Here is a 25,502-nt window from a genome sequence, read left to right as displayed (position 1 = left end):
TTGGCAGCGTTGCAGTCCAACACAGCGGACTAACCCTGTAGGAGCGAGCTTGCCTCGCGATCTTTTCTCGCGATCTTTTGATCTTTTTAAAAAGATCGCGAGGCAAGCTCGCTCCTACAGAAGGGCATTAACTCAGCGGTATTCGCACAGGTAAGCCGTTTCTACTGCGACCTCAAGCTGAAACTTGCTGTTGGCCGGTACGTTGAACTGGCTGCCAGTCTTGAACGTTTCAAACTCGCTGCTGCCCGGCAGCTTGACCTTCAGTTCGCCCGAGACGACGTGCATGATTTCACGCTCAGCGGTGCCGAACTCGTATTTACCCGGGGCCATGACGCCAATAGTGGCTTTGCCTTCAGCTTGTGTGAACGCAATCGACTTGACGGTGCCGTCGAAGTATTCGTTGACTTTAAACATGGCGATTCCTCGGAATGGGTTAAAAAGGCTGGCCAGTATGCAGAAGCCGTTTTATCCCGTCACGCCCTTTTGTAGAGGCTCGGCGCTGCACTAAACCCGCAGCACCAAGGGCAATAAACGGGCTGTATTGCGCGCATCTTCCAGGGCGCGGTGCTGCTGCCCGCTGAACTGCATGCCGGCCAGTTGCAAGGCACTGTTAAGGCCCAGGGGCTGTTTTAGCTGGCGGACCTGGGCAAATTGTTGCTTGAGGTTCATATGCGGCAAACGTGCCAGGGCGCTGTCCAGCTGCTTTTGTTGCCATTCCTGTTCCAGTTGCTTGCGGTCGTACTCACCCCAACTGGCCCAACCTTCCAGTTTGGGCAGATGCTGGCCCAGCCAGCGCTCGAACTGCTCCCAAACCTGTCCGGTCGGGCTGGCGTTATCAATATTGGCTTGGGTGATATGGGTTAATTGACGGCAAAAAGCGGTCAGCAGCGGGCGCCGTTGCGGCCGTACAAAACGCTGAAAGTGGTCTATTTCGCGTCCGGCACGCGTGACCACGCTGGCACCGATTTCGATGACTTCCATTTCTTCCAGAGGCCAGCCGCCGTCATCGGTGGTGGCTTCCAAGTCAATTACCAGCCAGTGAGGCATGTGCAGCTTTCCTTAAACAACATCGGCATTGAGGATGCAGCGTAGCTAATGCGCAGCCACGGGGCACTTAATTTGTAGTGGGCCACACCACGTTTGCTTGCTAGTCTAAGCGCGCTTAAATTACGGTCGTACTCGATCTCAGGTCCTGTACCCATTAATAAGTTCCAGTCGCGGGCGTCCCCGATGTGCATAGCGTTTAAGTGTTTGCCAATGTGGATGGTCCGCAGTGTGTTGCTGGCGCTGAGTGTCACCTTGATGTCGCCGGTGTGGGCCGCGCAGGAAATTCGCGTCGGTGCGGCGCATTTTCCGCCGTATATCGTGCGCCCGGAACGCGGTTCCGACACGGGCTTGCTGCAAAAATTGCTGAGCGCGATGAATGAGTTGCAGAGCGATTATAAATTCACCGCCGTCCCCACTTCGCTGGCGCGGCGGGTGCGTGACTTTGATCAAGGGCGCGTTGACCTGATCCTCTTTGAAAGCTCCAACTGGGGCTGGCAGGGGGTCGATTACGATTCTGTCGACCTTGGCCTTGTTGACTCGGAAGTGTTTATTGCCAAGCAACAGCCGGGGCGTGACCAGTCTTACTTTGATGATTTAAAGGGGAAACGGCTGGCGCTTTTTTCCGGTTATCACTACGCCTTTGCAGACTTCAATCCTGCCCCCAGCTACTTGCTTAACCACTTTGACGCGACCTTGACCTACTCCCACGAAAGCAACCTGCAGATGGTTTTACGCGGGCGGGTAGACATGACCTTGATGACCCGGTCGAACCTCAATGACATGCTCAGACACAATCCGCAGTATAAATCTCGCGTGCTGATATCTGACCGTGCCGACCAGCGCTACCATCACTACGCCTTCATTCGGCCCCATGGCCCGATCAAAGCCGAAGAAGTGACCAAGCTGATCAAAACGCTCAAGGACAATGGCCAGTTAAAAGCGATTTTTGCCCCTTACAATATTGAACTCGTCGAGACCGAGTCCTAAATTTTGCCCCGCGGCCAACGTCACACAGCCTAACTGTTGACGATAATCGTGAGTCCAAAATGACTGCTTCCGTTTCGCACCCGCAGCGCCCGGCCAAACCCCAGGGCGAAGTTTATCGGCGCTTCGACCCACAGCTTGGTGCCTGGATCTCCTTGCGTACGCTGGACATCGAGCTTGACCTCGAACGCTTCAACCGCTGGCAAAACACCCCGCGAGTGTTGGCCTTCTGGGATGAAGGGGGCAGCCTTGAGGACCATCGCCAGTACCTCGAAAAACTGGCCAACGACCCGCACACCCTGACCTTGATCGGTTGCTTTGACGACCAGCCGTTTGCCTATTTCGAAGCCTATTGGGCTAAAGAAGATCGCATCGCTCCCTTTTATGACGCAGGCGACTACGACCGTGGCATTCATATGCTGGTGGGGGAGCAGGCCCATCGCGGGCCGCATAAGGTTGCCAGTTGGTTATCCGCCTTGACCGACTACCTGTTGCAGGATGACCCGCGCACCCGGCGCATCGTGGCCGAGCCCCGCGCCGACAACGCCAAAATGATTGGTTACATGCAGTCGCAAGGCTATAAGCGGATCAAGGAATTCGACTTCCCGCACAAACGGGCGGCCTTGATGGTGCTGGAAAGGACAATCGAAAACCAACGCTAAAGCGACGTTCATTTTGTAGGAGCGAGCTCGCCTCGCGATCTTTTGATCTTCTCTAGATCTTCAAAGATCGCGAGCCCTCTCACAAAGAAGCTGATTTCAGCGGCGACTAAAGGTATCTGGCTGGCTGCCCGAAACCTTGCGGCAGTGAATCAGCGCGTCGCGAATCATGAAGTTGACCAGTGTCGGCGACACCCCCAACTCTTTGGCGATGTCCTTTTGCTGCACACCGTGCAAGCGGTACATCTCAAACGCATAACGGGTGCGGCTTGGCAGCTCGGTCAGCGCGTCGGCGATGTTTTCCAGGGTCGAAAAATTGATATGCGAGGTTTCTGGCGAGGCGCCATTGATCACCACATTCAAGCCTTCCTCTTCTGTGCCCGAGTATTTCTGCTCCAGTGCCTGCTTGCGGTAGTGATCAATCGCCAGGTTGCGCACGATCTGGAACAGATAGCTCAGCTGCGCCTTGAATGATGAAGTGATCTGCGGCGCGGACTGCAAACGGAAGAAAGCGTCCTGCACCACGTCTTCGGCCCGAGATCGGCAGCCGGTGATCCGCGCTGCAATTTTGACCAGGATTAATCGGTTGTCGACAAAGGCTTGAAGTAAGGGTGAGTCACACCTGCTTGTGGACATTTGTTCCGTCATGGAGATCACCTGTGGCTAGTGAAAACGTGCGGGCCATTGCTCGGTTGGCGCCGTCACAGTGCGAAACAAACTAGGCTTAATGATAATGATTGTCAATTGAGAAAGGTAATTAATACCGATCCCTTCAAGAGATTGAGAAAAGCCTCACATCCCGTGCAGTTCGCTACAAATGGCCACTACCGGAAGGGCTAATTATTTGCCTAGGTCAACCGTTCACAAGGGGCGAAGGTCTGTGTTGCAGACCTGCGATGAACGGTTAACACAGGAGGGTGATATGGCGTTTGCATGTGTACGGGCGGCGTTTTACGGCGGTGGTGCAGACCATGACTGAAGTCATCCAGCTGCGCTTGTTTTGCCTGCCTTACTCCGGCGCCAGCGCCATGGCTTACAGCCGTTGGCGCCGCTTGCTGCCCACTTGGCTGCAGGTGCGCCCGCTGGAATTACCGGGGCGCGGGATGCGTATGGACGAGCCCTTGCAGAGCGATATTCGCGCATTGGCCGGCCAGTTGGCCGACGAAATCAGCCCGGAACTGGACCGCCCTTACGCGTTGTTCGGCCACAGCCTGGGCGGTCTGTTGGCCTTTGAACTGGCCCACGCCCTGCGTGAGCGCGGGCTGCCCGAGCCGCTGGCCTTGTTTGCATCTGCCACGGCCGGTCCGGCCCGCCGAGATGTCAGCGAGTACGCGGTGGCCAAGACCAACGCGCAACTGATCGAACGCTTGCGCGAACTCAACGGCACCCCTGAAGAGGTGCTGGCCAATGCCGAGCTGATGCACCTGATGCTGCCGATACTGCGCGCCGACTTCCTCTTGTGCGGCAGTTTCAGGCACGACCGGCGGGCGCCGTTGTCGCTGCCGATTCACGTGTTTGGTGGCAAGCAAGACAGCGTGCGCGCCGAGCAACTGCTCGATTGGCAGGCCGACACCAGCCGCGCGTTTTCCCTGGACATGTTTGAAGGCCATCACTTTTTTCTGCACCAGCAAGAAACCGCCTTGTTGCGTTGCCTGCGCCGCTACGCCGAAGAACACCTGCTGCGCCAGCGTCAGCAACAGGCTCGGCGGGTGCCCGGCTAAAGCGGCGCCGTGCTTTCTCGTCTCTCAAATACACCGAATTTATGCAAAGCCGACTTCAGGCAGGAAATCCCATGATGGACGCGTTCGAACTCCCTGGCACCTTGGCCCAAGCCCTGCAACAACGTGCAGCCCAGACCCCGGATCGACTGGCATTACGCTTTTTGAGCGATGACCAGAGTGCCAGCCAGGTGCTGACCTATGCTGACCTGGACTTACGTGCGCGGACTTTTGCCGCAGCCTTGCAGGCCAATGCAGCGGTGGGTGATCGCGCGGTCTTGCTGTTGCCCAGCGGCCCGGACTACGTCGCGGCATTTTTTGCCTGCCTGTATGCCGGAGTGATCGCCGTTCCGGCGTATCCGCCGGAGTCGTCGCGCCGCCATCATCAGGAGCGTTTGCTGTCGATCCTGAGCGACGCCGAACCGCGCGTACTCCTGACCAGCAGCCATTTGCGCGAGTCCTTGCTGGCCCTGCCCGAACTCACCTGCGCCGAGGCGCCCGCGTTGCTGTGTGTCGACAGCCTTGAACCGAGTCTGGCGCAAGGCTGGCAGCCGGTGGTGTTGCAGGCCGAAGACATCGCCTTTTTGCAATACACCTCAGGCTCCACCGCCATGCCCAAGGGCGTGCAAGTCACCCACGGCAATCTGGTGGCTAACGAGTTGCTGATTCGCCGTGGATTTGGCATCGACCTCAACCCCGACGACGTGATTGTCAGCTGGTTGCCGCTGTACCACGACATGGGCTTGATCGGCGGCCTGCTGCAACCGATTTTCAGCGGTGTGCCGTGCATCCTGATGTCGCCCGCGTACTTTTTGACCCGCCCGCTGCGTTGGCTCGAAGCCATCAGCGAATACGGTGGGACCATCAGCGGCGGGCCGGATTTTGCCTATCGGCTGTGCAGCGAGCGGGTCAGTGAAAACGCACTGGCCGGGCTGGACTTAAGCCGCTGGCGCGTGGCCTATTCAGGTTCTGAGCCGATCCGCCAGGACACCCTGGATCGTTTTGCCGAAAAATTTGCCCCGTGCGGTTTTGACTCCGCCAGCTATTTCGCCTCTTACGGGCTGGCCGAGGCTACGTTGTTTGTCGCCGGCGGGCAGCGCGGGCAGGGCATCCCGGCCCTGAACCTGAATGAGCTGGAACTGGCCAACAACCGCATCGTGCCGGGCGACGGCAGTGCGGTGATCAGCTGTGGCACTCAGCAGCCGCAACATGCGGTGCAAATCGTCGACCCGCACTCGTTCGAGCCCTTGGCGGATAACCGCGTCGGTGAAGTCTGGGCCTGCGGGCCAAGCATCGCCCACGGCTACTGGCGCAACCCGCACGCCAGCGCCCAGACGTTTGTTGCGCATCAGGGCGCCACATGGCTGCGCACCGGCGATCTGGGTTTTATCCATGAAGGCCAGCTGTACATCACCGGGCGCTTGAAAGACCTGCTGATCGTGCGCGGGCATAACCTCTACCCTCAAGACATTGAAGCCACCATCGAGCGTGAAGTCGAAGTGGTACGCAAAGGCCGTGTGGCGGCGTTCGCGGTCAATGTCAAAGGCGAGGAGGGAATCGGCATTGCCGCCGAAATCAGCCGCAGCGTGCAAAAAATCATGTCTGCGAACGCCCTGATCACGGCCATTCGCCAGGCCGTGGCCGAAGCCTGCCAACAAGCACCGAGCGTGGTCGTACTGCTCAATCCTGGGGCGCTGCCAAAAACCTCCAGCGGCAAACTGCAACGCTCGGCCTGCCGCAGCCGTCTGGCCGATGGCAGCCTCGACAGCTACGCGCAGTTTCCGTCAGACGACGCTCAGCCGGCCAACCATGATCTGGCGCAGCCAGCCCATCACTTGGAGGCGCTGATCGCGTGGATCTGGTGCGAGCATTTGCAGGTCGAGCAAGTGGCCGCTGATGATCATTTCTTCCTGTTGGGCGGCAACTCGATTCTGGCCACGCAAACCATCGCCCGCCTGCGTGAAGAACTGAAACTGGAACTTAACCTGCGCCTGTTGTTCGAGGCGCCGACCTTGAGCGCCTTCACGGCTCGGGTCGCGGCGTTGCAGCAGGATGGTGGTCTGGCCCAAGGCAGCATCGTCGGCTTGAGCCGCGATGAGGCGCTGCCACAATCGCTGGCGCAAAACCGTTTGTGGTTTATGTGGCAGCTCGACCCGCAGAGCAGCGCCTACACCATTCCCGGCGCCTTGCGCTTGCGCGGCGAGTTGAACGAAACCGCGCTGTGCAGCATCTTCGCGCACTTGGTCGAACGCCACGAAGCCCTGCGCACGCGCTTTTATGAGCGCGATGGCCAAGCCTGGCAGCGGGTTGAGGCCGCCGCAGATTTTGACTTGCAGGTCATCGACATCAGCGACTTGCCCGCCGCCGAACGAGAAGCGCGGGCGCAACAGATCCGCGAAGACGAAGCCCGCACCCAGTTCGACTTGAGCAACGGCCCGCTGTTTTGGGTCACCTTGGTCAAGCTCGATGACGAAGAGCACCAACTGCTGCTGACCTTGCACCACATCATCGCGGACGGCTGGTCGCTCAACCTGCTCATCGACGAGTTCTCGCGGCTATATGCGGCGGCCTGCCTGGAGCAACCGTTAGCGCTGGCGCCGCTGGCTTTGCAGTACGCCGACTACGGCAGTTGGCAGCGCCAATGGCTGGCCCAGGGCGAAGCCGAGCGCCAGCTCCGTTACTGGAAACAACAGCTGGGCGACGAGCAGCCGACCTTGCAACTGGCCACCGATTACCCGCGTTCGGCCACGCAGCAACACAGCGCGTCGCGCTACAGCGTGCGCCTGGAGGCACCGCTTGCCGAGGCGTTACGTGAGACGGCGAAGGCCCATGACAGCACGCCATTTATGCTGCTGTTGGCGACGTTCCAGACCTTGTTGTATCGCTATACCGGCCAGCGCGATATTCGCATTGGCGTGCCGAGCGCCAACCGTCCGCGTCAGGAAACCCATGGCCTGATCGGCTTTTTCATCAATACCCTGGTGTTGCGTGCGCAACTGGACGGGCGCCTGCCGTTTGCCCAATTGCTCCAGCAAACCCGCCTTGCCACGCTGGATGCCCAAGCGCATCAGGACCTGCCTTTTGAGCAGTTGCTGGAAGCCTTCCCGCAGGCCCGCGAACACGGCCTGTTCCAGGTGTTGTTCAATCATCAGCAACGCGACCTGAGTGCTTTACGGCGTTTGCCGGGCTTGCTCGCCGAAGAGCTGGAATGGCACAGCCGCGAAGCCAAATTCGACCTGCAGTTGCACAGCGAAGAAGACCGTCAGGGCCGCCTGAAACTGTCGTTCGACTACGCCGATGAGCGGTTTGAGGCCAGCACCATTGCGCAACTGGCCGAGCATTTTGTCAGCCTCTTGCGCCAAGTCTGCGCCGACAGCCATAAGGCCCTGGCTGACCTGCACCTGCTTAGCCCGCAGCAGTTGCTTGAACAGGCGCGCTGGAGCGAAGCGCCATGTGCTCCCGCGCAGCAATGGCTGCCCCAGCAGCTTGAACAGCAAGCACAGCTCACCCCGGACCACATCGCCCTGCTGTGGGACGGCGGCAGCCTCGATTACGCCCATCTGCATGGGCAGGCCAACCGCCTGGCCAACTACCTGCGTGACAAAGGCGTGGGCCCGGATGTGCCGGTGGCGATTGCCGTTGAACGCTCGCCGCAACTGCTGATCGGCCTGCTGGCGATTCTCAAGGCGGGCGGCGCCTATGTGCCGCTCGACCCGGACTACCCGCCCGAGCGTCTGGCCTACATGCTGCAGGATTGCGGTGCGGCACTGTTGCTGACCCAAAGCCATCTGCTGCCGCGTTTGCCCAATGTCGAAGCCCTTAGTGTGATCGCCATGGACGGCCTCAATCTCGACAGCTGGTCCGCCCATGCGCCGGGGCTGCACCTGCACGGCGACAACCTGGCCTACGTGATTTACACCTCGGGCTCGACCGGCCAGCCCAAAGGCGTCGGCAACACCCATGCGGCCCTGAGTGAGCGTTTGCAGTGGATGCAAGCCACCTACGGCCTGGGCGCCGACGATGTGCTGATGCAAAAGGCCCCGATCAGTTTTGACGTGTCCGTGTGGGAGTGCTTCTGGCCGTTGATCACCGGTTGCCGTCTGGTGCTGGCCGGGCCGGGAGAGCACCGCGACCCGCAGCGCATCGCGCAGTTGGTGCAGCAGTTCGGGGTGACCACCTTGCACTTTGTGCCGCCGCTGTTGCGCCTGTTTGTCGATGAACCGCAGGCCTTGCAGTGTCGCACGTTGCGTCGGCTTTTCAGTGGCGGCGAAGCCTTGCCCGCCGAGCTGCGCAATCGTGTGCTGCAACAATTACCCGACGTGCAGTTGCATAACCGCTACGGCCCGACGGAGACCGCGATCAACGTCACCCACTGGCAGTGTGCTCTTGATGACGGCGAGCGTTCGCCCATTGGCCGACCCTTGGGCAACGTGGTGTGCCGGGTACTCGACAGCGAATTGAACCCGCTGCCGGTGGGTGTGCCGGGGGAATTGTGCATCGGCGGCATTGGCCTGGCGCGGGGCTATCTGGAGCGTCCGGGGCTGACGGCTGAGCGCTTTATTGCCGACCCGCAGGGCGAGCCGGGTGCACGGCTGTACCGCACCGGTGATCAGGTGCGCTGGAACCGCGATGGCGCTCTCGACTACCTCGGGCGGCTGGATCAGCAGGTCAAACTGCGCGGTTTTCGCGTCGAGCCGCAAGAGATCGAAGCGCGCTTGCTGGCCCAGCCTGAGGTGGCGCAGGCGGCGGTATTGATTCGCGACACCCAGGCCGGGCCGCAACTGATCGGTTACTACACGGCGCTCGACGGGGCGCTGCCCGAGGCCGAGCACAGCATGCAACTCAAAGCCGCACTGGCCGCCGAACTGCCGGATTACATGGTCCCCGCGCAGTTGTTGCGTCTTGAGCGCATGCCCCTGAGCCCGAGTGGCAAGCTGGATCGCCGGGCGTTGCCGGAGCCCGTGTGGCACGTGCGCGAGCATGTCGAGCCACAGACTGAACTGCAACAACGCATCGCCGCAATCTGGCGCGAAGTGCTGGGGCAGGCCCGAATTGGCCTCAATGATGACTTCTTCGCCCTGGGCGGGCACTCGCTGCTGGCTACACAAATCGTTGCCCGGGTGCGTCAGGCCTGTGACGTTGAACTGGCCTTGAGAATCCTGTTTGAAGCCAGCGAGCTGGGCACATTTGTCGAGCAGGTAGAGCGAATCCAGGACAGCGGCCAGCGCAACACGCAACTGCCGATTCAGTTGGTGGATCGCAGCCAGCCAGTGGCGCTGTCGTACTCTCAGCAGCGCATGTGGTTCCTCTGGCAGATGGAGCCCGACAGCCCGGCCTACAACGTCGGCGGCATGGCGCGTTTGACCGGCTTGCTGGACGTCGAGCGATTCGAGGCGGCATTGCAGGCATTGCTAATGCGCCACGAAACCCTGCGCACCACGTTCCCCAGCGTCAATGGCGTGCCTTGCCAACAGGTGCACCGCGACACGCGCCTGAGTATGGGCTGGCTGGACCTCAGCACCCTCGACGACGGCGCCCGTGAGCAGCGTTTGCAGGCCCTGGCCGACAGCGAGGCGCATCAGCCGTTTGACCTGGAGCGCGGGCCGTTGCTGCGCGCCCACATGGTCAAGGCCGCCGCCCGCGAGCACTACTTTGTCCTGACCTTGCATCACATCGTCACTGAAGGTTGGGCGATGGATATTTTTGCCCGCGAACTGGGCGAGTTGTACGAAGCGTTTGTGGATGATCGCGCCTCGCCATTGTTGCCGCTGGCCGTGCAATACCTTGACTACAGCGTGTGGCAACGCCAGTGGCTAGAGTCGGGCGAGCGTCAGCGCCAGCTCGATTACTGGACCACCAAACTCGGCACCGAGCATCCGCTGCTCGAACTGCCCGGCGACCGGCCTCGACCTGCGGTGCAAAGCCATCAGGGCGGGTTGTACCGCTTTGACCTCAGCGACGAGTTGGCCGCGAAGCTGCGTGGGTTCAATGCCGAACACGGCCTGACCCTGTTCATGACCATGACCGCCACTCTGGCGCTGCTGCTCTACCGCTACAGCGGCCAGACCGACCTGCGCATCGGCGCGCCGGTGGCCAACCGCATCCGCCCCGAAAGCGAAGGGCTGATCGGGGCTTTCCTCAACACCCAGGTACTGCGCTGTGAGCTGGATGGCCACATGCGCGTGGCGCAATTGCTGGAGCAGGTGCGCCAGACCGTCATCGAAGGCCAGTCGCACCAGGACTTGCCGTTTGATCATCTGGTCGAAGCTCTGCAACCTCCGCGCAGCGCCGCTTACAACCCGCTCTTTCAAGTGATGTGCAACGTGCAGCGCTGGGAGTTCCAGCAAAGCCGGACACTGGCAGGCATGACCGTGGAGTTTTTGCCCAACGATGCGCGGGCGACCAAGTTCGACCTCAACCTGGAAGTCACTGACCTCGACCACCGCTTTGGCTGCTGCCTCACCTACAGCACTGAATTGTTTGATGAGCCGCGCATCGCCAGCATGGCCGAGCACTGGCGCAATCTGCTGCACGCGCTGCTGGCCGACCCGCAACAACGGCTGAGCGAGTTGCCGCTGTTGGATGGCGCTGAACAACAGCGCTTGCTTAACGGGCTGGCCCCTGCGGCGGGTGAGCAGCGTCTCGATCACTGCGTGCATGTTCTGTTTGCCGAGCAAGCCCGTATGCGCCCTGAGGCCATCGCCTTGACCTTCGCCGGGCAACACGTGAGCTACGCCGAACTTGAAGGTCGCGCCAATCAGTTGGCCTGGAAGCTGCGCGAGCTGGGCGTAGGCCCGCAGTTGCGGGTGGGGCTGGCACTGGAACGCTCGCTGGACATGGTCGTCGGCCTGCTGGCGATCCTCAAGGCGGGCGGCGCCTACGTGCCGCTCGACCCGGAATACCCGCTGGAACGCTTGCAGTACATGATCGAAGACAGCGGCATCAGCGTGTTGTTGAGCCATCACAGCCTGTTTGCCGCGCTGGGTGAATTGCCCTCAAGCGTCGTGCGCTGGAGTCTCGAAGACGACGGCCCGGAACTGGCCGCGTACCCGTCCAGCGAACTGCCGTTTATCAACCTGGCGCAGCATCAGGCGTATTTGATTTACACCTCAGGCTCCACCGGCCAGCCCAAAGGCGTGGTGGTGTCCCACGGCGAGATCGCCATGCATTGCCAGGCGGTGATTGAGCGGTTTGGCATGCGGGCGGATGACTGTGAACTGCACTTTTATTCGATTAACTTCGACGCCGCCACCGAGCGTTTGCTGGTGCCGCTGCTCAGTGGTGCGCGGCTAGTGCTGAGGGCGCAAGGGCAGTGGGACGCCGAAGCGATCTGCCAGCTGATCCGTGAGCAACAGGTCAGCATTCTGGGTTTCACTCCCAGCTACGGCAGCCAATTGGCCCAGTGGCTGGCCAGCCGTGTGCAGACATTGCCGGTGCGCATGTGCATCACTGGCGGCGAAGCACTGACCGGCGAGCACTTGCAGCGCATCCGTTCGGCCTTCCAGCCGAGCGTGTTTTTCAATGCCTACGGCCCGACCGAAACCGTGGTCATGCCGCTGGCCAGCCTGGCCCCGGAACAGCTGGCCGATGGTGCCGCCACTGTGCCAATCGGTGAGGTCATCGGTGCGCGGGTGGCCTACATTCTCGACAGCCATCTGGCGCTGGTGCCCCAAGGCGCCACCGGCGAACTGTACATTGGCGGCGCCGGGCTGGCGCAGGGTTATCACCAGCGTCCGGGGCTGACGGCCGAACGCTTTGTGGCAGACCCGTTTGCGCGCAATGGCGGGCGCTTGTACCGCACTGGCGATCTGGTGCGCCAACGCGCTGACGGTCTGGTGGAATACCTGGGACGGGTCGATCATCAGGTCAAAATCCGGGGTTTCCGCATCGAACTGGGCGAGATCGAAAGCCATTTGCTCGGGCATCCGGCGGTACGCGAAGCCGTGGTGCTGGCGCTGGACATGCCGGGTGGCAAGCAACTGGCGGCCTGGCTGGTGTGTGATGAACAGGCCGAGGCGGGTGCGTTGCGCGGAGCGCTCAAGGTCCGGCTCAAGGCGCAACTGCCGGATTACATGGTGCCCGCGCACTTGATGCTGCTGGACAGCATGCCGCTGACCGCCAACGGCAAACTCGACCGCCGCGCCTTGCCGGCGCCCGATGTTGAGCTCAATCGCCAGCATTACGTGGCCCCGCGCAATGCGCTGCAAGCCAGTTTGGCCAAGGTGTGGGGCGAGGTGCTGAACCTTGAACATGTCGGCCTCAATGACAACTTTTTCGAGCTGGGCGGCGACTCGATCCTGTCGATTCAAGTGGTCAGCCGCGCCCGGCAATTGGGGATTCACTTCAGCCCCCGTGACCTGTTCCAGCATCAAACCGTGCAAGCGTTGGCGAGCGTTGCGACCCAGACCGAGCAACTGACCGCCGAGCAGGGCGTACTCACTGGCGAATCGGCACTGACGCCGATTCAGCAGTGGTTCTTTGATACCGACATGCCGCAACGCGGGCACTGGAACCAGTGCGTGCTGCTGCAACCTGCCGAACCTCTTGAGCCTGCCTTGCTGGAGCGGGCGCTGCTGGCCCTGGTGATGCATCACGACGCCTTGCGCTTGAGCTTTGAGCAACGCAACGGGCAATGGCAGGCGCAGTACCTGGGCGCTGCGCCGCAACCGTTGCTGTGGCAAGCCTGCGTGGCGGACCTGCAAGACTGCGCCGGGCTGTTTAACGACGCGCAACGCAGCCTCGATTTGCACGCAGGGCCTCTGCTGCGCGCGGTACTCGTCGATGGCCCGCACGGGGAGCAACGCCTGTTGCTGGCGGTTCACCATCTGGCCGTCGACGGGGTGTCCTGGCGGGTCTTGCTGGAAGACTTGCAGGCGCTGTATCGCCAGCAGCCACTGCCCGCGAAAACCAGCGCATTCAGGGCGTGGACCAATCGTTTGCACGCTTATGCCAGCAGTGATTCGCTGCGTGAAGAGCTGGGCGTGTGGCAAGAGCACCTCAAGTGGCCAGCGGTGGAGCTACCGGGCGTTAACCGCCATGGCGGGCGGCAACATCTGCACGGGCAAACGCTCAGTGTGCGCCTCGACGAGACGCGCACCCGGCAACTGCTGCAACAGGTGCCCAGCGCCTATCGCACGCAGATCAACGATGTGCTGCTGACCGCGCTGGCGCGGGTGATCTGCCGCTGGACCGGCCAACCGTCGACCCTGGTGCAACTTGAAGGTCACGGCCGCGAAACCCTGTTCGATGACATCGACTTGAGCCGCACTGTTGGCTGGTTCACTAGCGCTTATCCGCTGCGCCTGACGCCTAACAGCAACCAAGGGCAGGGCGCTTCGATCAAGGCCATCAAGGAGCAACTGCGACGCGTGCCGCACAAAGGCCTGGGTTACGGCGTGTTGCGCTACCTGAGCGAGCCGGCCACGGGGCAAGCCCTGGCCGCGCTGCCCGAGGCGCCGATCACCTTTAACTACCTTGGCCAGTTTGACCAGAGCTTTGCCAGCGATGCACTGTTCCACCCGCTGGACGAGCCGACCGGCGCAGCCCACGATCCGCAGGCACCATTGCCCAACGAGTTGAGCATCGACAGCCAGGTGTATGGCGGCGAATTGGTTTTGCGTTGGACCTTCAGCGCCGAGCGCTATCAGCCCCAAGCCATTGAAGCGCTGACCCGGGACTACCTCGCGGAGCTTGAAAGCCTGATTGCCCACTGCCTGAGCAGCGATGCGGGCGGCTTGACGCCATCGGACTTCCCGCTGGCCAAGCTCAGCCAGGCGCAACTCGACAGCTTGCCGGTGGCAGCAGGCCAGATTGAAGACGTGTACCCCATGACCCCGATGCAAGAGGGCATGTTGCTGCACACCTTGCTCGAACCGGGCACCGGGCTGTACTACATGCAGGACCGCTACCGGATTGACAGCGCCCTCGACCCGCAACGTTTCGCCCAGGCCTGGCAAGCGGTGGTGGCGCGGCATGAGGCCTTGCGTGCGTCGTTCTGCTGGAACGCGGGCGAAGGCATGCTGCAAATCATCCATCGTCCCGGCAACACCGAAGTTGATTACCTCGACTGGAGCCGCGAGCCGCAAGAGAGCCATGAAGAGCGTCTGCAGGCGCTGCTCAAGCGCGAGCGCGAAGCCGGTTTTGATCTGCTCAATCAGGCGCCATTCCACCTGCGCCTGATCCGTGTGGGTGAGGCGCGTTACTGGTTCATGATGAGCAATCACCACATCCTCATTGATGCCTGGTGCCGTTCGCTGTTGATGAGCGACTTTTTTGAAATCTACAGCGCGCTGGGCGAAGGTCGCGCCCCGCAACTGGCCACGCCACCGCGCTATCGCGAGTACATCGGCTGGCTGCAACAGCAAGACCTGCAGCAGGCCAATGCCTGGTGGCAGCGCAACCTGCAAGGCTTTGAAAGGACCACTTACATCCCCAGCGACCGGCCTTTGCTGCGTGAACATGCGGGCGCTAGCGGCGGCATGCTGGTGGGCGACTGCTACACCCGGCTGGAGGTCAGGGATGGCGTGCGGTTGCGTGAACTGGCGCAGCAGCACCAATTGACCATCAACACCTTTGCCCAGGCGGCATGGGCGTTGCTGCTGCGGCGCGTGAGCGGTGAGCGTGACGTGGTGTTTGGCGTTACCGTGGCCGGGCGCCCGGTGCAATTGCCGCAGATGCAGCAGACGGTCGGGCTGTTTATCAACAGCGTGGCGCTGCGTGTGCAGATGCCCGAAGACGGTCAGGTGCTGAGCGTTCGGCAATGGTTGAGCACCTTGCTGGAACACAATATGGAGTTGCGCGAGTACGAGTACTTGCCGCTGGTGACGATTCAGGAGCGCAGCGAACTGCCCAAAGGCCAGCCGCTGTTCGACAGCCTGTTTGTGTTCGAGAACGCGCCGGTCGATATGTCGGTGCTGGACCGGGCCCAGAGCCTGAACGCCACCTCGGATTCGGGCCGTACCCACACCAACTTCCCGCTCACCGCCGTGTGCTACCCCGGCGATGACCTGGGCTTGCACCTGTCTTACGACCAGCGCTTTTTTGAGCGCAGCAGCGTTGAGCGCCTGCTCAGTGAGTTCAAGCGCTTGTTGCTGGCCTTGATGGACGGCATTAATGGCGACATGGCCGACTTGCCCTTGTTGGGCGAGGCCGAGCAGCAGTTCCTTATCGAAGGCTGCAACCAAAGCCAGAGCGAGTACCCGTTGCAGCACAGCTATGCCGAACTGTTCGAAGCCCAAGTGGCAGCGCATCCGCAGCGAATCGCGGCCGCTTGCCTGGAGCAGCAGTGGAGTTACCACGAACTGAACCAGCGCAGTAACCGCCTGGGCCATGCCTTGATCGCAGGCGGTGTGAGTATGGATCAACCGGTGGCGCTGCTGGCGGAGCGCGGGCTGGATTTGCTGGGCATGATCATCGGCAGCTTCAAGGCCGGTGCGGGCTATTTGCCGCTGGATCCGGCGCTGCCGGGGCCGCGTCTGAGCCGCATCTTGGAATTAAGCCGTACGCCGTTGCTGGTCTGCACCCAGGCCTGTCGCGAGCAGGCGCAAGCCTTGCTCGATGAGTCAGGTTGCGCCGTGCGTCCACGGCTACTGGTATGTGAAGACGTGCAAGCCGGGGAGTGGGCGGATCATAACCCGCAGGTCTACAGCGGCCCGGATAACCTCGCTTACGTCATCTACACCTCGGGTTCCACCGGGTTGCCCAAAGGCGTGATGGTCGAGCAACGCGGCATGCTCAACAACCAGTTGAGCAAAGTGCCGTACCTGCAACTGAGCAAGGATGATGTGATCGCGCAGACTGCTTCGCAAAGCTTCGATATTTCGGTGTGGCAGTTCCTCGCCGCACCCTTGTTCGGTGCGCGGGTCGAGATCGTTCCGAATACCATCGCCCACGACCCGCAAGCCCTGCTGGCGCAGGTCAATGCCCAAGGCATCAGCGTGCTGGAAAGCGTGCCGTCGCTGATTCAAGGCATGCTGACCGATGCCCCTGTTGAACTGAACGGCTTGCGCTGGATGCTGCCCACCGGTGAGGCCATGCCGCCAGAACTGGCGCAGCAATGGCTGTTGCGTTACCCCGAGATAGGCCTGGTCAATGCTTATGGCCCGGCCGAATGTTCGGATGACGTGGCGTTCTTCCGCGTTGATCATGGGGCGACTCAAGGCAGCTACTTGCCGATTGGCACGCCGACCGACAACAACCGTCTGTACCTGCTCGACGACGCGCTGCAACTGGTCGCACTCGGCGCGGTGGGTGAGTTGTGCGTGGCAGGCACCGGCGTGGGCCGGGGTTATGTCAGCGACCCGCTGCGCACCGCGCTGGCCTTTGTGCCGAACCCGTTCGGCGCACCGGGTGAGCGTTTGTACCGCACCGGCGACCTGGCGCGGCGGCGCAGCGACGGGGTGCTGGAGTACGTCGGGCGCATCGACCATCAAGTGAAAATTCGCGGTTATCGGATCGAACTGGGCGAAATCGAAGCGCGCCTGCATGAACAACCAGAACTGCGTGATGCGGCGGTCAGTGTGCAGGAAGGGCCCAATGGCAAATACCTTGTCGGCTATCTGGTGGCCGCGCAAACGGCCCTCGGCCTGAGCGAGCGGCTGGATCGGATCAAACAGCGCCTGCGCGCTGAACTGCCGGACTACATGGTGCCGTTGCATTGGCTATGGCTGGAGCGACTGCCCCTCAACGCCAACGGCAAACTCGACCGCAAGGCGCTGCCGGCGATAGACATCGGCCAGTTGCAGCGTGAGGACTACCTGGCGCCACGCACAGATCTGGAACATACCTTGGCGGGCATCTGGAGTGAAGTCCTGAGTGTCGAGCGGGTAGGGGTCAACGACAACTTCTTCGAGCTGGGCGGCCACTCCTTGCTGGCGACACAAATCGCCTCGCGGGTACAGAAAGTACTGCAACGCAACGTGCCGTTACGGGCGATGTTTGAATGCAGTTGCGTGGCCGAGTTGGCGGTGTACATCGAAGGGCTGGAAAGCAGCGAAATCAACGAGGAAAAAGTCGATCGCCTGAACGATCTGATGGCCGAACTCGAAGGGCTGTAACAACACCCCCTGTAGGAGCCGAGCTTGCCTCGCGATCTGTTGATTTTGAACATCAACAGATCGCAGCCTGCGGCAGCTTCAGTGTGAACTGCACGTTGAAAGTTGCTCGCTTCTCGCTACGCTTGGCATCTTTACAGCAAGCCAACGGAATTGTGCATGGAACACACTCATTACAGTGGCGGATGCGTTTGTGGCTCGATCCGGTATGAAGCCTTGGGCCCTGCAGAAAACGCTCATACCTGCTCATGCAAAACCTGCCAGCGGCATACAGGCTCACCGACCGTCGTGTGGGTTGAGTTTGCGCAAGAACGGGTCAAGTGGGTAGGGGCTGGGGGGGCTCCTTCGGTCTTCAGAACCTCGGATTACTCCAGCAGGGCCTTTTGCCCAACGTGCGGAAGTTCGATTGGCGCAATCGATGATGAGCCAACGATTGCATTGCTGATTGGCGGCTTTGATGACAATAACGGCGCCGAGCTGGCGCCGTTGTACCACTCGTTCGACGACATCCGACCACGCTGGTGGTGTTTGACGCCATTAACCCCGTAGTCGCTGCCGAGGTACGAGGCTGCGATAGTTACTTGGGCCCCAAAATCTGCACCAGCTTGTCTGGCGACGGCGCACCTTGCTGTTGTTGCAGGTTGCCTTGGTCGTCCAGATAGAAAATTGCCGGGGTTGCGGACAGTTCCAAGTCGTTCATGAGCTGGGCGTTGGCATCGAGCTTGGCCTGTACGTCAGCCGGGATTTTGCTCAGAGCCTTGAGGGTGCTGGCCTTGCCGGCTTTTTCGTGAGCCTGCAGGGCTTGCTGCGGGTCTTTGGCGGACAACAGGGCGGCAGACTTGCCCGGGCTGTCTTCGCGGATAATGCCCACCATGATGTGGCGCAATTGCACTTTGCCAGAGTCTACCCACGGGCGGGCCTGCTCCCAGAACATGTTGCAGTACGGGCAGTTCGGGTCGCTGAACAGGTAAACGGTGCGCGGCGCATCCTTTTTACCATCCTGGATCCAGTTGCTCTTCTCCATGTTGGCCCAGACCTCTTTGGCCATCGGCGCATAGACCAGCTTTTGCAGCGGCGCCAGGCTCAGGTCTTTGCCGTCGGCGTCATACAGGTTGCCGACCAGCACATTGCCGTCGGCGGTCAGGTACAAGGCCATGCCACGGTTCTGGTACTGCGCGGCATAGCCTTTCAAGCCGCTTGGGGCATCAAAGCTGCCGACGATTTTCGCGCCTTTGGCTTCGATTTTCTTGATGGCTGGAGGCAGTTCTTCAGCCTGCAACACAGGCGACTGCAGCAGGGCAGCGCCAATCAGAGAGGTCAGGCTAAGGGTTAACAGTTTGCGGTTAAGCATGTTTGCGTATTCCTTGCAGGGTCGACCTGTTGGGCCGACTTTGAATGTTCTTTGGTAAAACCTTGCATGGCCTGCGCCAGGCTGGCATCGGACAGTTCGCCCAGATGGCTGCGCAGCAAACGCCCGTCAGCGCTGTAGAAGAGCGTAGTCGGCAGCGCCATGGAGCCGACTTTCTGGGCCAGTTGCCCGCTGCTGTCGAACAGGATGTTGCTCAGGCTCAGACCCTGGGTTTCGAGGAACGTACTGACGCTCTGCATGCTTTCGCCCTGATTGACGAATAAGAACGTCACGTCTTGATGCTGCTTTTGCGCGTTCTGCAGCACCGGCATTTCCCGGCGGCACGGCGGGCACCACGTGGCCCACAAGTTGATGACCAGCGGGCCGCCCTGGTAACTGCTCAGTTGCACCGATTCGCCATTGGCTGTGCGCAAGGTGAGTTCAGGCAGGCGCGAACCCTGCTCATAGAGGCTGGAAGACAGGCTGGCCAAAATCCAGAAGGTCAGGCCGGTACTCAACCCCCAGGCCAATGGGCGGCGCAAGCCCGCACGGCGCCAACCCCAGAGCACCGCACCCGCCACCACGGCCACCAGGCCGGGCCAGACCATAAAACCGCCGTCACGCAAATCGAGCATTTTCAACGGGCTGTTCTGGAAGTGGGGCCAGAAGGCGAGCACAAAACCGATACGCGCCACGAGCAAGCCCAGCAAAAACAGGGCAAACAACACTGACTCAGGGTTCTCGCCGCCACGTTTGGCCACCCGCCAACCGACCAGCGTCGCCAGGGCGAGGGCCAGGATCAGCAGCAGGTGGTTAATTGCCAAGGCAAACGAACCGATGGTCAGGGTGAGCATTTATGGGGTTTCCCGAGTGGCATTCCAGTTTTTCAAAAAAGTCTCGGCGTTGACTTCGCCGGTGATCCGCTGCCCACGACGCTCAACCCCATTGGGCCCTATCCAGACAAAACTGGGCGGGCCGGGTACCTGGTAACGGCTGAGCAATTCGCGGCTGGCGACATTATCGGCGGTCACATCAAGACGCAACAGTCGTACGCCCTGCAAAGCCGATTGCACCTCTGGTTTGGCGAACACCTGTTTTTCCATGACTTTGCACGACACGCACCAGTCGGCGTAGTAGTCGAGCAACACCCATTGCCCCTCGGCCTTCGCGCTGGCCAGTTCACGGTCGAGACTAGCCGGGTCGTTGAGGGTAATGAAGTCGCCATGGTCATTGCTGACCGTGGTGCCGATCACGGTTTTAACGGTGTACACCTGCAACGGTTGCCCCAGGTCGGTGCCGCCACCGGCGGCCCCTATCAGCATCAAACCACCCCAAATCCCGGCCAGCAGGCTCAAGGGATTAAACAGCGGCTTGGCGCGGGCGAAGTGTTGCGCTTGTTGCCACAGGCTGCTGGCAAAAATAATCAGCAACACGCCCCACAGCCCCAACCACAGGGTTTCACTGACCACCGGGCGCAGCAACAGCAGGGCCGTAGCGAGGAACAGGAAGCCAAACAGCCCTTTGGTCAGATCCATCCAGGCGCCCGGCTTGGGCAAAAAGCGGCTGCCCACCGTCACCAGCAACAACAGCGGCATGCCAATCCCGACACCCATCACAAACAGCACGAGGCCACCTTCAACCGCATTGCCGCTCTGCGCGATGTACAGCAGGGCGCCTGCCAGCGGGGCCGTCATGCACGGGCCCACCAGCAAACCCGACAAGGCGCCGAGGATGCCTGCACCCAGCAGGCTGCCGCCTTTACGGCCACGGCCGGCGTTTTCGAGGCGGTCGCGTAAGGCGGCCGGTACTTGCAGTTCAAAAAAGCCGAACATCGGCAGCGCCAGTACCACGAACAGGGCGGCAAAGCTTGCGAGCAACCAGGGTTGTTGCAGTAGGGCCTGCAAGTTGGCGCCCAGCAGGGCGGCCAAAACACCCAGGCCTGCATACACCAGCGCCATGCTCACTACGTAACTGCTGGCGACGGCGAAACCGCGCCCGGCGCTGGCACCGCTGCCCACCACCAGCCCGGCCAGAATCGGCAGCATGGGCAATGAGCACGGAGTAAAGGCCAGCAACAAGCCCAGGCCGAAGAACAGCAACAAGCTCCAGCCCAACGAACGCTGCTGCAAGCTGGCCGCCAGTGACTGGTCCTGGGCCTGGCCTTGAGCGGCGACAGGTTGTGCGCCGCCCAGATCAACCACCTGGCTTTGCGGCGGGTAGCACAGACCGGCATCAGCGCAGCCTTGCCAGCTCACTTTGACCTGGCCGCTGGCACCCGCCGGGATCAGCACGTCGACCTGATTGCGATAGACCTGGCTGGCACCAAAAAACTCGTCATTGTGCTCCTCACCCTGGGGCAAGGCGGGGGTATGCGCAGCGTCCAGACCGTCAAACTTGAAGCGTTTTTGATACAAATAGTAGTTGTTGGCAATCTGCCAGCTCAGCCGGGTTTCGCCCGATGGCAACACTTCGCTGCTGAAGGCGAATGCCTTGGCCACCGGCAAGAAGTCGACTTTCTGGGCAAAAGGATCATTACTGGCTTGCGCCTGGCTGAAGCCCGTCAGCAGTAGAAACAAAAAAATAAACAAACGGTGCATACGCCCAGCCTTGGTCTTTATGAATAGGCAACACCTTGGCGACACATGATTAACCGAGTGTTAATAGGGTCGCGAAACTGACAAGCGCTTTAAACAAAGCAGGTGCACTACATTTATAGGGTGGATAATCCGCCCTTAATCCCATGATTTTTTAATCAGCCTATTTACGCGGGTATGAGCATGCACGTACTGGTTTGCGAAGACGATGAACTGATTGCCAGCGGCATTGTGGCCGGGCTGACGGCGCAGGGGCTGACGGTTGAACATGTCGGCACCGCCAGCGCAGCCAAAGCCATGCTCAAGGCCGCAGAGTTTGATGTGATGGTGCTTGACCTGGGGTTGCCTGACGAAGACGGCCTCAAGCTGTTGCAGCAACTGCGTCATCAAGGCTATGCACTGCCCGTGCTGGTGCTGACCGCCCGTGACTCGGTCACCGACCGGGTGGACGGCCTGCAAGCCGGGGCCGATGACTATTTGCTAAAGCCCTTTGACCTGCGTGAACTGGCTGCCCGCCTGCACACCTTGTTGCGCCGGGTGGCCGGGCGCAGCGTCAATTTGATCGAGCACGGGCAATTGAGCTACGACCCCAGCCGCCGCATTACCTTACTGGGCGGTCAGCCGGTCGACCTGTCGCGACGTGAGCAGGCGCTGCTGCAAGCTTTGCTGCATAACCGTGGGCGCGTGTTGTCGGCCGAGCAGCTCAAAGACAGCATCTACGGCTTTGGCGACGAACTGGAGAGCAATGCCCTGAACGTTCATATCCATCACCTGCGCTCCAAACTGGGCAAAGGTATCGTCGAAACCGTGCGCGGCCTCGGTTATCGTCTGGGCACTGCCGACGGTGCCGAGCGACCATGATGAGCATGCGTCTGCGTTTGAGCCTGACCATTGGCTCGGCGTTTGTGTTGATCTGGGCGCTGGCGGCGGCCTGGATGCTCAGTGACTTGCGTCAGCAAATGATGTTCTCCCTGGACCAGCGTCTGGTGGCGTCCGCGCGCATGGTGGCGGGGCTGCTTGAGCAATTGCCGCAGTTGCCGGTGAAGGGCGAGGGTACTCATTTCAGCGCGGAACAACTGACCATCCCGGGCGGTATGGCGTGCCAGGTGAGTTCGTTGCGCGGTGAAGTGCTGGCCCGCAGCCACAATAACCCTGACCAGCCGATGCACTCCGAGTCGGCGGGTTTTCATGACCAGACCATTGATGGCGCTGCCTGGCGCACGTTCACCCTCGACCGGGGCGATGTGCGCATTACCACCGCCGACCGCCAAGTCGAGCGCGAAGCCCTGAACCTTTCTGTGCTGCTCGCCGCCTCGGTGCCGGTGGGCATGGCCTTGATCGTGTGCTTGCTGCTGTTGTGGCTGGGCCTCGGCCAAGGGTTGGCGCCGCTCAATCGTATGCGTGATGCCCTGATGCGCCGCGATGCCGACTCGCTGCAACCACTGCAAATCAGCCCGCTGCCCAGCGAATTAAAGCCGTTGCTGGACTCCCAGAACCAGTTGCTGGCACGAATAGCCAAAGCCATCGAACGTGAGCGGCGCCTGACCGGTGATGCCGCCCATGAACTGCGCAGCCCGCTGACCGCTATCAAAACCCACCTGCAAGTGGCGCGCATGACCGATGGCGCGGCGCGCGAACAGTCCCTGGCCCACGCCGAAGCCGGGGCAGACCGTTTGCACCGGACCCTTGAGCAGTTACTGCTGCTGGCGCGGGTTGAAGGCAGCTTGTCGTTTGATGACGGCGTAGAGTGTTCGGCTGAACAAGTGGCGCGTCTGGCCATCAACGACGCGGCCAGCGGCGCGGCTGACCGTGTGCATTTGCAACTGGCCGATGACCTCCCGGACACCCGTCTGCACGTGCCTTCGGTACTGGCAATCGCCGCTTTGCGCAATCTGCTCGACAACGCCTTGCGCCATACCCCGGCGGACACCCAAGTGCAATTGAAGGTGCATGCCGAGGGCAGCCACGTCGTGTTCGTGGTGCGTGACCACGGCCCCGGCCTCGCGTCTGAGACCTTGCAACACATGACCCAACGTTTCTGGCGCAACGGCAACAGCAACGGTTGCGGCTTGGGCCTGGCGATTGTGCAGGCCATTGTTGAACGGTGTGCAGGCGAGCTGAATTTCGACAGCCAGGCCGATGGCTTGCGGGTTGAACTGCGCATGCCGTTGCAGACGGTTTGAACACCTCGATCCTTGTAGCCGCTGCCGAAGGCTGCGATGGGGCGCGAAGCGGCCCTGTTCTATGGGGTGAAGGTCTTTCGGCCCTTATCGCAGCCTGCGGCAGCGGCTACAGAAACCGGGAAACTTCGGGGCTTGGCTAAATCCTCACCACGCTGATGCGTTTTCAAAACAGGAATGTTTTGGTCAATCTCATCGGCGTATTGAGGGTCCCAGGAATGTCAGTCGCTACCAGCCTTGCTGAAAATCATCCGGTTGAAACGCTGTACGAGTTTGAAGAGTCTCCGTTGCTGGCCCGTCAAAGCCGCCAGGAGTCCAATGCGCGCAGTTACCCGCGGCGCCTGCCGCTGGCCCTCAAGCGTGCCAAGGGCTTGTACGTTGAAGACGTTGAGGGCCGCCGCTTTATCGATTGCCTGGCCGGTGCCGGGACTCTGGCGCTGGGGCACAACCACCCGGTCGTGATCGCCGCCATCCAGCAGGTGCTGAGTGACGAACTGCCCCTGCATACTCTCGACCTCACCACTCCGGTCAAAGATCAGTTTGTTCAAGACCTGTTCGGCCTGCTGCCCGGTGCTTTGGCCAGCGAAGCGAAGATTCAGTTCTGCGGCCCGACCGGCACCGATGCCGTCGAAGCCGCGCTGAAACTGGTGCGCACCGCCACCGGGCGCAACACCGTGGTGTCGTTTACCGGCGGGTATCACGGCATGAGCCAGGGCGCCTTGAGCCTGATGGGCAGCCTGGGACCGAAAAAGCCGTTGGCCGCCTTGCTCAGCAATGGCGTGCAATTCATGCCGTACCCCTACGATTACCGCTGCCCGTTCGGGCTGGGCGGCAAGCAGGGCGTGCAGGCCAATTTGCATTACCTCGAAAACCTCTTCAGCGACCCGGAAGCTGGTGTGCAGCTACCGGCGGCGGTGATTGTCGAAGTGGTGCAGGGCGAGGGCGGCGTTATTGCGGCAGATCTCGACTGGCTGCGCGGGTTGCGCCGGATTACCGAGCAAGCGGGCGTGGCGCTGATCGTCGATGAAATCCAGAGCGGCTTTGCCCGCACCGGCAAAATGTTCGCCTTTGAGCACGCCGGTATCATCCCGGACGTAGTAGTGCTGTCCAAAGCCATTGGCGGCAGCTTGCCGTTGGCGGTGGTGGTGTATCGCGAGTGGCTCGACACCTGGCTGCCGGGTGCCCATGCCGGGACGTTCCGTGGCAATCAGATGGCCATGGCCGCAGGTTCGGCGGTGATGCGCTACCTCAAGCAAAACAACGTCGCCGCGCACGCCACCGCCATGGGCGAGCGCCTCAGCGAGCACCTGCACATCCTCCAGCGCGACTTCCCGCAGTTGGGCGATATTCGCGGTCGCGGCCTGATGCTGGGGGTTGAACTGGTTGACCCCAACGGCAGCCCCGACGCCTTGGGCCACCCGCCAGCCTTTGCCCGGCTGGCGCCGCTGGTGCAGCGTGAATGCTTGAAGCGCGGCTTGATTCTGGAATTGGGCGGGCGCCAGGGCAGCGTGGTGCGCTTCTTGCCGCCGCTGATCATCACCGCCAGTGAAATCGACCAGGTCGCGGCCATCTTTGGCAATGCCATGGCCGCAGCGATCACCCGGCTCTAATTTCTGCCCGTGATCACTCGTTAGATTCATATCTTTTACAGCGACGGAGACCCGCACATGAGTTCAGTATTTGACCGCGACGACATCCTCTTCCAAGTGGTGGTGAACCATGAGGAGCAGTATTCGATATGGCCGGACTACAAGGCCATCCCCAACGGCTGGCGCGCCGTGGGCAAAAGCGGCCTCAAGCCTGAGTGCCTGGCGTATATCGAAGAAGTCTGGACCGACATGCGGCCCTTGAGCCTGCGCCAGAAGATGGATGCAGTGGCCACGCACTAAGCGCAATCACTGTAGGAGCGAGCTTGCCTCG

At 61.1% G+C, this 25,502-nt stretch carries 14 protein-coding genes and 1 pseudogene; 9 read left to right on the top strand and 6 right to left on the bottom strand.

What is annotated here, in order from left to right:
* Positions 1–132: 132 nt before the first annotated feature.
* Together QMX84_RS05040 and QMX84_RS05035 are read right to left on the bottom strand one after the other, a co-directional pair.
* Entirely contained in the window at positions 133–414 is a 282-nt protein-coding gene (locus QMX84_RS05040) for a pyrimidine/purine nucleoside phosphorylase (RefSeq protein WP_153334837.1), read from the bottom strand.
* 90 nt (positions 415–504) lie between these two features.
* Positions 505–1,047, bottom strand: a complete 543-nt coding sequence (locus QMX84_RS05035) for an exonuclease domain-containing protein (RefSeq protein WP_048368844.1) — start codon at positions 1,045–1,047, stop codon at positions 505–507.
* Positions 1,048–1,257: 210 nt separating this feature from the next.
* On the opposite strand from QMX84_RS05035, the gene QMX84_RS05030 reads away from it, so the two are divergent.
* Both QMX84_RS05030 and QMX84_RS05025 read left to right on the top strand, forming a co-directional pair.
* Positions 1,258–2,034 carry a transporter substrate-binding domain-containing protein gene (locus tag QMX84_RS05030; RefSeq protein WP_262123978.1) on the top strand — a complete coding sequence of 259 codons (777 nt, stop codon included), beginning with the start codon at positions 1,258–1,260 and terminating at the stop codon, positions 2,032–2,034.
* Between the two features lie 77 nt (positions 2,035–2,111).
* A pseudogene (locus QMX84_RS05025) lies at positions 2,112–2,693 on the top strand (GNAT family N-acetyltransferase); the annotation flags it as partial.
* A gap of 96 nt (positions 2,694–2,789) precedes the next feature.
* Here the strand turns inward: QMX84_RS05025 and QMX84_RS05020 are convergent.
* Positions 2,790–3,338: an RNA polymerase factor sigma-70 gene (locus QMX84_RS05020; protein ID WP_048368846.1), complete on the bottom strand. Its 549-nt coding sequence runs from the start codon at positions 3,336–3,338 to the stop codon at positions 2,790–2,792.
* A gap of 323 nt (positions 3,339–3,661) precedes the next feature.
* On the opposite strand from QMX84_RS05020, the gene QMX84_RS05015 reads away from it, so the two are divergent.
* The 3 genes from QMX84_RS05015 to QMX84_RS05005 all read left to right on the top strand — a co-directional run bounded on the left by QMX84_RS05015 (position 3,662) and on the right by QMX84_RS05005 (position 18,009).
* Positions 3,662–4,411, top strand: a complete 750-nt coding sequence (locus QMX84_RS05015; protein WP_282363340.1) for an alpha/beta fold hydrolase — start codon at positions 3,662–3,664, stop codon at positions 4,409–4,411.
* 71 nt (positions 4,412–4,482) lie between these two features.
* Positions 4,483–17,463, top strand: coding sequence for a non-ribosomal peptide synthetase (locus QMX84_RS05010; protein WP_282363339.1), 12,981 nt, complete (start codon positions 4,483–4,485; stop codon positions 17,461–17,463).
* Between the two features lie 156 nt (positions 17,464–17,619).
* Entirely contained in the window at positions 17,620–18,009 is a 390-nt protein-coding gene (locus QMX84_RS05005) for a GFA family protein (RefSeq protein ID WP_082158110.1), read from the top strand.
* A 28-nt stretch (positions 18,010–18,037) separates the two neighbouring features.
* On the opposite strand, the gene dsbG is transcribed toward QMX84_RS05005, so the two are convergent.
* The 3 genes from dsbG to dsbD are packed head-to-tail and all read right to left on the bottom strand — an operon-like array spanning position 18,038 to position 21,405.
* Positions 18,038–18,811 (bottom strand): thiol:disulfide interchange protein DsbG, encoded by a 774-nt coding sequence (dsbG, locus tag QMX84_RS05000; RefSeq protein WP_282363338.1) that lies wholly within the window; start codon positions 18,809–18,811, stop codon positions 18,038–18,040.
* Positions 18,790–19,662 (bottom strand): TlpA disulfide reductase family protein, encoded by an 873-nt coding sequence (locus QMX84_RS04995; protein WP_048368849.1) that lies wholly within the window; start codon positions 19,660–19,662, stop codon positions 18,790–18,792. The genes dsbG and QMX84_RS04995 overlap by 22 nt, the downstream gene beginning before the upstream one ends.
* Positions 19,663–21,405, bottom strand: coding sequence for a protein-disulfide reductase DsbD (gene dsbD, locus QMX84_RS04990; RefSeq protein WP_282363337.1), 1,743 nt, complete (start codon positions 21,403–21,405; stop codon positions 19,663–19,665).
* A gap of 180 nt (positions 21,406–21,585) precedes the next feature.
* On the opposite strand from dsbD, the gene QMX84_RS04985 reads away from it, so the two are divergent.
* The 4 genes from QMX84_RS04985 (at position 21,586) to QMX84_RS04970 (ending at position 25,471) form a co-directional block, all read left to right on the top strand.
* On the top strand, positions 21,586–22,263 hold the full coding sequence (locus tag QMX84_RS04985; RefSeq protein ID WP_282363336.1) for a response regulator: 678 nt from the start codon (positions 21,586–21,588) through the stop codon (positions 22,261–22,263).
* On the top strand, positions 22,260–23,585 hold the full coding sequence (locus QMX84_RS04980) for an ATP-binding protein (RefSeq protein ID WP_282363335.1): 1,326 nt from the start codon (positions 22,260–22,262) through the stop codon (positions 23,583–23,585). Before QMX84_RS04985 ends, QMX84_RS04980 begins: the two co-directional genes overlap by 4 nt.
* 215 nt (positions 23,586–23,800) lie before the next feature.
* Positions 23,801–25,192, top strand: a complete 1,392-nt coding sequence (locus tag QMX84_RS04975) for an aspartate aminotransferase family protein (protein WP_282363334.1) — start codon at positions 23,801–23,803, stop codon at positions 25,190–25,192.
* Positions 25,193–25,249: 57 nt separating this feature from the next.
* Complete coding sequence (locus QMX84_RS04970) at positions 25,250–25,471, top strand: MbtH family protein (RefSeq protein WP_048389352.1); 222 nt, start codon at positions 25,250–25,252, stop codon at positions 25,469–25,471.
* The last annotated feature ends 31 nt before the right edge of the window (positions 25,472–25,502 follow it).

The sequence above is a fragment of the Pseudomonas sp. PS01297 genome, from assembly GCF_029959305.1.
Taxonomy (GTDB): Bacteria; Pseudomonadota; Gammaproteobacteria; order Pseudomonadales; family Pseudomonadaceae; genus Aquipseudomonas; species Aquipseudomonas helleri.
Note: the sequence above shows the minus strand (reverse complement) of the source record. Positions and strands in the feature narration are given on the sequence as shown.

Excerpts from the sequence above, each read along its gene's own strand:
- QMX84_RS05040 (WP_153334837.1), bottom strand. The coding sequence starts at position 414 with ATGTTTAAAGTCAACGAATACTTCGACGGCACCGTCAAGTCGATTGCG.
- QMX84_RS05035 (WP_048368844.1), bottom strand. The coding sequence starts at position 1,047 with ATGCCTCACTGGCTGGTAATTGACTTGGAAGCCACCACCGATGACGGC.
- QMX84_RS05030 (WP_262123978.1), top strand. The coding sequence starts at position 1,258 with ATGTGGATGGTCCGCAGTGTGTTGCTGGCGCTGAGTGTCACCTTGATG.
- QMX84_RS05020 (WP_048368846.1), bottom strand. The coding sequence starts at position 3,338 with ATGACGGAACAAATGTCCACAAGCAGGTGTGACTCACCCTTACTTCAA.
- QMX84_RS05015 (WP_282363340.1), top strand. The coding sequence starts at position 3,662 with ATGACTGAAGTCATCCAGCTGCGCTTGTTTTGCCTGCCTTACTCCGGC.
- QMX84_RS05010 (WP_282363339.1), top strand. The coding sequence starts at position 4,483 with ATGATGGACGCGTTCGAACTCCCTGGCACCTTGGCCCAAGCCCTGCAA.
- QMX84_RS05005 (WP_082158110.1), top strand. The coding sequence starts at position 17,620 with ATGGAACACACTCATTACAGTGGCGGATGCGTTTGTGGCTCGATCCGG.
- dsbG (WP_282363338.1), bottom strand. The coding sequence starts at position 18,811 with ATGCTTAACCGCAAACTGTTAACCCTTAGCCTGACCTCTCTGATTGGC.
- QMX84_RS04995 (WP_048368849.1), bottom strand. The coding sequence starts at position 19,662 with ATGCTCACCCTGACCATCGGTTCGTTTGCCTTGGCAATTAACCACCTG.
- dsbD (WP_282363337.1), bottom strand. The coding sequence starts at position 21,405 with ATGCACCGTTTGTTTATTTTTTTGTTTCTACTGCTGACGGGCTTCAGC.
- QMX84_RS04985 (WP_282363336.1), top strand. The coding sequence starts at position 21,586 with ATGCACGTACTGGTTTGCGAAGACGATGAACTGATTGCCAGCGGCATT.
- QMX84_RS04980 (WP_282363335.1), top strand. The coding sequence starts at position 22,260 with ATGATGAGCATGCGTCTGCGTTTGAGCCTGACCATTGGCTCGGCGTTT.
- QMX84_RS04975 (WP_282363334.1), top strand. The coding sequence starts at position 23,801 with ATGTCAGTCGCTACCAGCCTTGCTGAAAATCATCCGGTTGAAACGCTG.
- QMX84_RS04970 (WP_048389352.1), top strand. The coding sequence starts at position 25,250 with ATGAGTTCAGTATTTGACCGCGACGACATCCTCTTCCAAGTGGTGGTG.